This window comes from Janthinobacterium amylolyticum (genome assembly GCF_051380655.1).
Lineage (GTDB): Bacteria > Pseudomonadota > Gammaproteobacteria > Burkholderiales > Burkholderiaceae_D > Janthinobacterium.
Genome location: NZ_JBNYXL010000024.1, coordinates 1 through 7,307, shown reverse-complemented (window position 1 = coordinate 7,307; position 7,307 = coordinate 1). Strand labels below are relative to the sequence as shown.

Below are 7,307 nucleotides of genomic sequence, written 5' to 3'. Positions count from 1 at the left end.
TCAGCTGCGAAGAAGGAAGAGTATGAAGCATTTCGCTAAATCCGTCAACACCTTCTTTTTCACCCTGCTTTACTCTGCATTTGCATGCGTCGTTCAGCGAGGGGGCGAATTATAGCCAAGCCGCCCAAGGGCGGCAAGCTTTATTTCAGCAATGCCGCAACGGCCATGCCGACCTCGGTCGTACTGGCACTGCCGCCCATGTCCGGCGTGCGCGGACCGTGCTCCAATACCTGTTCGATTGCGCGCACAACCGCATCATGCGCGGCCGTGTAATTGGCGTCGCCATTGCCGAGGAAATCGAGCATCATGGCGCCCGACCAGATCATGCCGATCGGATTGGCGATATTCTGGCCGTAGATATCAGGGGCGGAACCGTGCACCGGCTCGAATACGGAGGGGAAGGTGCGCTCCGGATTGATATTGGCCGATGGTGCGATGGCGATCGTGCCCGTGCAGGCAGGCCCCAGGTCCGACAAGATATCGCCAAACAGATTCGACGCCACCACTACATCAAAGCGTTCAGGACTCAGTACAAAGCGGGCCGCCAGGATGTCGATATGGTATTTGTCCCAGCGCACCTCGGGAAACGCAGGCGCCATCGCTTCGACCCGCTCATCCCAGTAAGGCATGCTGATGGCGATGCCGTTCGACTTGGTGGCCGATGTCAGGTGCTTCTTGGGCCGGCTTTGCGCCAGCTCAAACGCATACTTCAAGATGCGGTCGACGCCCTTGCGTGTAAACACGGATTCCTGCAGCACCGTTTCACGCTCGGTGCCCTCGAACATGCGTCCGCCCACGGACGAATATTCCCCTTCCGTATTTTCACGCACCACATAGAAATCGATATCGCCTGGCTTCTTGTTCGCCAGAGGACAAGGCACGCCTGGCATCAGGCGTACGGGCCGCAAATTGACGTATTCATCGAATTCGCGCCGGAATTTCAATAATGAACCCCATAACGAGATATGGTCCGGCACTTTGTCCGGCCAACCCACGGCGCCAAAATAAATGGCATCAAAATCCTTGAGCTGCGCAAACCAGTCCGACGGCATCATTTGCCCGTGCTCCAGGTAATAGTCGCAATTGGCCCAGGCCATGGTCGTGAACCGCAAATCGATACTGAAACGGCGCGCGGCGGCCTCGATGACACGCAGGCCCTCCGGCATGACTTCATTGCCGATGCCATCACCGGCGATGACCGCGATTTTATGGGTACGCATGAAAGATCCTGTTAATGATGGGCGATGGCGGTACGCATTTACATCTGCTGCGCCACGTCCGGGTAAAGCCGCGCCAGCACATCGGCAGTAATGGCCGTGATCACGGGCTGCGTACGTTCGGCCGCCAATTCAATTGATTTCTCGCGGCGCACGTCTTTCCACAGCTCGGCCAAAGCAGCATCATGGTGCGCCACCGCTTGTTCGACTTCATCTTGCCAGAAGGCCGGTGCTTCGCTTTCCACGAAATTGCCGCGGCCACGGCCAAAATGCGCCACCGCCAGATAACGCAACACGCCTGCCACCACCAGGGTGCGCAAAAAGGCATCGGTAAATTGCATGGTGGGCTCATTGCGGTCGGTACCGGAATTAAAACCCCAGGCGGCACCAGCGAAGGTCAGCGCACCGACCACGCCGCCGAGCAGCGCGCCCGTGCCCAAGGTCAGCCCGCCGGAAATCAGATCTGCGGACAGCCCCGTCGCCGCACCGGAAATCATAGCGCCCAGCAATCCCGCTTGCGCCTTGTCGATCGGTGCGCGCACGGCAAAGTTTTCACGCACACGGGTATTGATCTTGTGCGCATCGGTGGGGTCGAGCTTGTGCAATATCAGCAATTCGCGCGTGGTCTCGCCACTGCGCGTATTCAGGCGCGACACCAGGCTGGCCATGGCCTTTTCCTGGCGTTGCTGTTCTTCATTCTTGCCGATGCCGACCACTTGCAAGGCCGACTTCAACAATCCCTTGGAAACAGGGGCGATGGCTTCGCTATCCTGCGCGGCCACGGCAAGCTGCATGGCCAGCAACTGCATGGCTTGCTGGAAACGCGCTGTATTTTGCGCCTGCCAAGCAGCAAACAAACGCGCATAGCCGGCTTGCTGCGACTGTGGCAGCAATTTTCCCACGGCCTCGTAAAACACGCGTTCATGCACCCAGCAACGGGCAAAGGCATCGAGCGCGAGGACGTCGCGCACGATCGGGTACTGCTGCAGATGTTCACGCCAGCGCGCCTGTTCGCCGTGCTCCTCATTGCCGGGACGTGGCGGCCCCATCTGATTGAGCAAGACCACCACGGGCTTATCCAGCCAGGCGAGGATTTTCATTTCCGCCGGCAGGTAGCCCGCATCCCTGGGGTTTTCCGAAGAATTGACCAGGTACAGCACGACATCGGCCGCCTCCTTGGCCGTGCGCAAGGCTTGCTGGCTGAGCCAGAAGGGCCGGTCGCGATAGCGGTCCAGCACTTCCCGCAGGAACCAGCCGATGGGATTTCCTGACTGGCCCAGGCGCTTGAGCAGGCGCACAGAGTCGCCAAAGCCAGGCGTATCCCACAATTGCAAAGCATCACCTTGCGGCGTGGCCAGCAGGGTATGCGATTCCGCAAATACCGTCACGTGGGCGGCGTCGCGCACCTCGCCGATATCCACGCCCACCAAGGTGCGCGCCAGGGTCGTCTTGCCATTATTCGTATGCGAAATCAGCGCAAACTGAATCTGCACCGCATCGTCCTGCCCATCTTTATTCACATTCACACTCATGCTGCTGCCGATACTTTCAGGCCAACACCCGCGTCAAGCGGATGCAAGGCGGGATTGAGCAAATTGACGACCGTCGCCGTGGTCTTGTGGAACTGGCAAAACTGTTGCCACAAGGCCACGCGCTCCGCCAGGCGGGCAGTATTGTCCGCCTGCTCGCCAGCATGCTCGAGGTAGCTGGACTCGTCGATCAGCACGGCAATGCCGCGCGCCGACGATTGCACCAGGTAATCGAGGAAGGCGCCGTGATTTTCCTTTTCCGGCGTCGCCGTCAGATTGAACAGCACGGCGGTGATGTTGACTTGCGGATCATTCAAGTCCGTGCCGCGCAAGACATCCTGCGGTTCTTCGCCATACGACGTCGATGGCCGCAGCATCATGCGCCCCTGCTCGCCAAACAGCATGATGGACAACTGGCCCAAGCCCTTGTGGCGCGCCTCATCAACAGTAAAGCTGTAGGGCAACACGCGCAGCATGCCCCCCGTCGCCACGCCGATGCTGTCATTGAGCTTGCGGAAATACGGCTGGTCCAGATCCAGCGGAAAGTTTTTCGCCAGGCGGGCGCCGCGCCAGTGGTTCACCAAGGCCAGGATCAGGCGTGGCAGGACCACCAGCAGGAAAATCGTTGCCGCATACAGATGCACCCAACGCGCGCCGCCTTCAACGCTAGTCGTTTGCGGGAAACGCAGCGCCTCAATTTCTGCCAGGGAAAAACCTTGCAGATGGAACAGGGCGATGGCGGGCGCAAACAGCGTAGAGAGAAGGCTGTGCACCTGGCTGGCATTGAGAAACGTGCTTTCCCAGCCGGCCGCATACTGCGACAGGAAACCGCGCGCATACAGCGAGGCGACGGCGCCGATGGCAAACATGGCAGCGCTCAGGTGTATCGTGCGGCTCAGGCGCGCGGCCGTCAGCTTGGCACTCAAGTGCGCCCATTCCCCCATGAAACTGAGCAAGCCCGAGGACAGGGCATGCGGCAGTTTGCGCGGCAGGGCCAGCCGGCCCACGCTCAGGTGCCGCACCAGCCCGGCTTTCGCCCAGCCCAGGGAACGGGAGGGAAGGCAGAGCCAGATCAGCAAGCTCAGGTACACCAGCAGATTCCAGGCGATGATCAGCAGCAAGGGGGCGGATAGCAGGTCGACGCGGTGCGGGTCCGTGATGCGGTCGAGCCCGGCGCCTAGCAGCAAGGCCAGCAGGGGCAAAGTCAGGGCCAGGGTTTTCATGCCGTTGCGGCGTTTCGCGAAGGCAGCGAAAGCAGGCGTACGCTCGGTAATGCGCTTGATGATCAGTTCGGAGCGCTGTTGCAGGAAGTCGTCTCCTGTTACTTCAGCCTGCTTGCCTGAAGCTTGCCACTGGGCAAGCTCGCGCGCACTGCGGCTGGCATACATGCGATCATCCTCGCTGAGGACTTCTTTTTTCTGGTCAGCCGTCTCGATAGCCCGGACCAATACTACTTCTCTCGCAATCTGCTCGTTCATGGCGCTCCTGTTTTTGTATGAAACGACAACTCGACAGGCAGATTGTGACGTACTTTTGTCTTTCAGGCCAACGCGTCGTCGGCTTTGCACATGCCATATAGCAGATAGATGAGGAAAGCAGCGATCCAGGCGGACCATAAGGTATGCGAGAAAAACTGTGTGCCTTGCATCTGTTGCTGCCAGCCGACCGCCAAGCCGCACAGCAACGTGACGCCGGCAGCCAGCATCGCCAGGCGTGGCCGGCGCGGCAGGAAAAACAGTGGCAAGGCCAGCAGCCACCAGGCAGTGCACGCTTGCGTGGCGGGCAGGCAGGCCATGGCCGCTGTGTTGCTTGACGCCGTTTCCAGCAGGCGCACATACGATGCCGATCCGCCATACCGCAGCAAGTCGCCAGGACATGGCGTGCCGCTAAGGCTCGACAGCAAATAAATGCTGGCTGGCACCAGCAGCGCGGCGAGCGCCGTGACACGCAAGGCAGTACGCCGCGATGCCGGCCAGGCCAGCGGTCGCCACGCATCCCACAGCGCCAACAGGATGAGGGCAGCGGCCAGCCCGGTCATGGCGAAATGAAATCCGCCAGCCAGCGTGTCTTGCCGGGCAGAAAACAGGCCGCGCGCACTATCGAACATGCGGTCGGCCAGCATGAGGTCGAGATTGCTGTAATTGCCGATCCAGATGATCAGTATGGCCGACAGCATCAATATGCTGTCGATACCCTTGGGTGTTTTGACGAGTTTAAGCTTGGCCAGCATGGGTGCGCACATTTACTTGGTGATATGAAAGGAGCGGCCGCGCGCGGGGCGTTGGCCACGAAAGGCATCGTACAGTGTCAATATGAAGAGAACATGACGGCGCCGGCCATCAACAAGACGGACGGTGCAAGACGAGCTTTCAGGGCAAGCTTACTGGCAGGGAGATGAAATGGACGTCAGCATGACGTTAAGTTTTCGTTAAATCCGCATGGGAAACGCCAGACGTGGCGATGAAATCGATACGCAGCACGGTACCGCCGCCTGGACGAACGCTGAACGCCAGCGTCGCACCCAGATAGTGACAAATCCGCTGCACCAGGCCCAGCCCCAGTCCGGTACCCGAGGACCCAGCCAGATTGGCCGGAATCGGCTGCCGCAGCAAGCGGGCACGGGCCGCGTCAGGCAAGCCCGGTCCGGTATCTTCCACGATCAGGGAGCGTCCGGCCAGGTGAACGGTGACCTGGCCCTGCAGCGTGTATTGGCAGGCATTGCGCACGAGGTTGCCAATGGCGGCACTCAGCAGTTCACGCGGGGCATGGATCAGGAAATCGTCGCCACCGGCGAAGATGAGGGTCAAAGGCTTGCCTGCCGTAAACGGTTGATAGCGCTGGCACTCCTGGCGCGTCAGGTTTGCCACCGAGAGCGGTGTGCATTCCAGCGATTCTGGTGCGCGCGCCAGGCGCAGCAAGACCGTCACGGAATCGGTGGCTTCGCGGGCGGCCCGGTAGATGCGCTCCGAAGCGGAACGGACGACAGGCTCGCTGCCGCCCAGCTCCATCAGGATTTCCGCCGCTCCCGTAATGACGGTCAGCGGCGTGCGCAGTTCGTGGCTGACGTCGCCCGTGAAAAACCGCTCACGATCAAGAACTTCGGTCAACTCCGTCGTACGTGCAGCAAAAGCTCGCGACAATATCCCCAGTTCATCGGCGCTGTCCTGCAGCGGCAAGGCCGGCTCACCCGCCCTGACGGCCTGCGTCAGCGCCATGATCGGCGCAACCAGGCGGTTGGCGATGAATATGCCGAGCAGCGAGGCGCAGATCAGGAAACCGAGAAAGCCGAGGGCAAACATGCTATACACCACCAGCTCGATTTTTTCATATTCGGTGGCGTGGTCGATGACGACGAATTCGCCATGCACATCGCTGCCGACCAACAGGTGCAAATCGACGCCGTCGACGGTTTTTTCATGCATGCCGGGTGCCAGTCCGCGCAGCGGTGGTGGCGTATCCTCGGCATGATGAAAACTCAAGCCTGCAGGCATTTCGACGGACAGACCGGCCGCGTGCCGCGGCGAAGCCCACGCTGCCACTTCTTTCAGGCGTTCGTCGACAAGGCGTACTTCGATGCCCTCGACGGCAATGGCGGCAATGATGGCAAAAAAGATGCTGGCCACCAAGGCAAACAAGAGATACGCGACGATGATACGCCGCTTCAGAGAGTTAGATGGGCGCATCATCACTGAGCAATTTGTAGCCGATGCCGGGAATCGTGCGCAGCATGGGAAACGCGTACGGCTTGTCGAGCACTTGGCGCAAGGCGTGGATGTGCGTGCGCAAGGCATCGCTGTCGGGACGGTCATCGCCCCAGACTTCATGTTCAAGCATGTCGCGCGGCACCAGTTTGGGTGCTTCGCGCATCAGGCATTTCAAGATGGTGTAACCGGTCTTGGTCAGGATCACTGGCTGGCCGGCACGCTGGACTTCGAATTTTTCAGTATCAAATCGCAGTTCGCCCACCACCAGCACGGCGTTGGCCGCTGTTTGACCGCGCGCGCGGCGCAGCAGGGCTTTCAGGCGGATTTCCAGTTCCAGCAGGGAAAATGGCTTGACCAGGTAATCATCGGCGCCGCTATCGAAGCCGGCAACCTTGTCTTGCAGGGTATCGCGCGCCGTCAGCATCAGCACTGGTGTGCTGTTTTTCAATTCACCGCGCAGTTTCTGGCATAGTTCCAGGCCCGTCAATCCAGGCAGCATGACATCGAGCACGATAACGTCGTAGTCATGCTGGGCCAGCAAGGCCAGGCCGGCATAGCCATTCATGGCCGAATCGAGCACATGCCCCTTCGGTTCCAGATAGGCGTAGAGATTGGCGAGAATATCGGGATTGTCTTCAATGATCAGGATGCGCATAGCGCCATTGTAGGGGGAATGAAAAGGCAGCAGTGATACAAAGGCAGCGCGCAGCGCTGCTTTTTTTCGTCTTTTGTATGGTTTAGCTACCCTGGCCGGCTGGCGTAGTTGTCGGATTACGCGCGGCCTTGCCGCGCTAATCCGACCTACCCGATCCGGCCGGCGGTAAATCGACGTAGGTCGGCTTAGCGCGCAGCACGTA

6 protein-coding genes are annotated in these 7,307 nt (G+C 59.9%); all 6 read right to left on the bottom strand.

What is annotated here, in order from left to right:
* Positions 1–140 precede the first annotated feature (140 nt).
* The gene (locus ACQ4WR_RS28180; RefSeq protein WP_436491402.1) at positions 141–1,220 is read right to left on the bottom strand and encodes a tartrate dehydrogenase; all 1,080 of its coding nucleotides are present in this window, start codon (positions 1,218–1,220) and stop codon (positions 141–143) included.
* A gap of 38 nt (positions 1,221–1,258) precedes the next feature.
* Positions 1,259–2,749: a DUF3482 domain-containing protein gene (locus ACQ4WR_RS28175; protein WP_436491400.1), complete on the bottom strand. Its 1,491-nt coding sequence runs from the start codon at positions 2,747–2,749 to the stop codon at positions 1,259–1,261.
* Positions 2,746–4,224 (bottom strand): DUF2868 domain-containing protein, encoded by a 1,479-nt coding sequence (locus ACQ4WR_RS28170; protein WP_436491399.1) that lies wholly within the window; start codon positions 4,222–4,224, stop codon positions 2,746–2,748. The genes ACQ4WR_RS28175 and ACQ4WR_RS28170 overlap by 4 nt, the downstream gene beginning before the upstream one ends.
* A gap of 62 nt (positions 4,225–4,286) precedes the next feature.
* On the bottom strand, positions 4,287–4,976 hold the full coding sequence (locus ACQ4WR_RS28165) for a phosphatase PAP2 family protein (protein ID WP_436491398.1): 690 nt from the start codon (positions 4,974–4,976) through the stop codon (positions 4,287–4,289).
* 187 nt (positions 4,977–5,163) lie between these two features.
* Complete coding sequence (locus tag ACQ4WR_RS28160; protein ID WP_436491404.1) at positions 5,164–6,432, bottom strand: sensor histidine kinase; 1,269 nt, start codon at positions 6,430–6,432, stop codon at positions 5,164–5,166.
* Positions 6,416–7,105, bottom strand: a complete 690-nt coding sequence (locus ACQ4WR_RS28155; RefSeq protein ID WP_436491396.1) for a response regulator transcription factor — start codon at positions 7,103–7,105, stop codon at positions 6,416–6,418. Before ACQ4WR_RS28155 ends, ACQ4WR_RS28160 begins: the two co-directional genes overlap by 17 nt.
* Positions 7,106–7,307: the final 202 nt, after the last annotated feature.

What these genes read in the sequence shown, in the direction of transcription:
- ACQ4WR_RS28180 (WP_436491402.1), bottom strand. Translation starts at nt 1,220, where the DNA reads ATGCGTACCCATAAAATCGCGGTCATCGCCGGTGATGGCATCGGCAAT.
- ACQ4WR_RS28175 (WP_436491400.1), bottom strand. Translation starts at nt 2,749, where the DNA reads ATGAGTGTGAATGTGAATAAAGATGGGCAGGACGATGCGGTGCAGATT.
- ACQ4WR_RS28155 (WP_436491396.1), bottom strand. Translation starts at nt 7,105, where the DNA reads ATGCGCATCCTGATCATTGAAGACAATCCCGATATTCTCGCCAATCTC.
- ACQ4WR_RS28165 (WP_436491398.1), bottom strand. Translation starts at nt 4,976, where the DNA reads ATGCTGGCCAAGCTTAAACTCGTCAAAACACCCAAGGGTATCGACAGC.
- ACQ4WR_RS28160 (WP_436491404.1), bottom strand. Translation starts at nt 6,432, where the DNA reads ATGATGCGCCCATCTAACTCTCTGAAGCGGCGTATCATCGTCGCGTAT.
- ACQ4WR_RS28170 (WP_436491399.1), bottom strand. Translation starts at nt 4,224, where the DNA reads ATGAACGAGCAGATTGCGAGAGAAGTAGTATTGGTCCGGGCTATCGAG.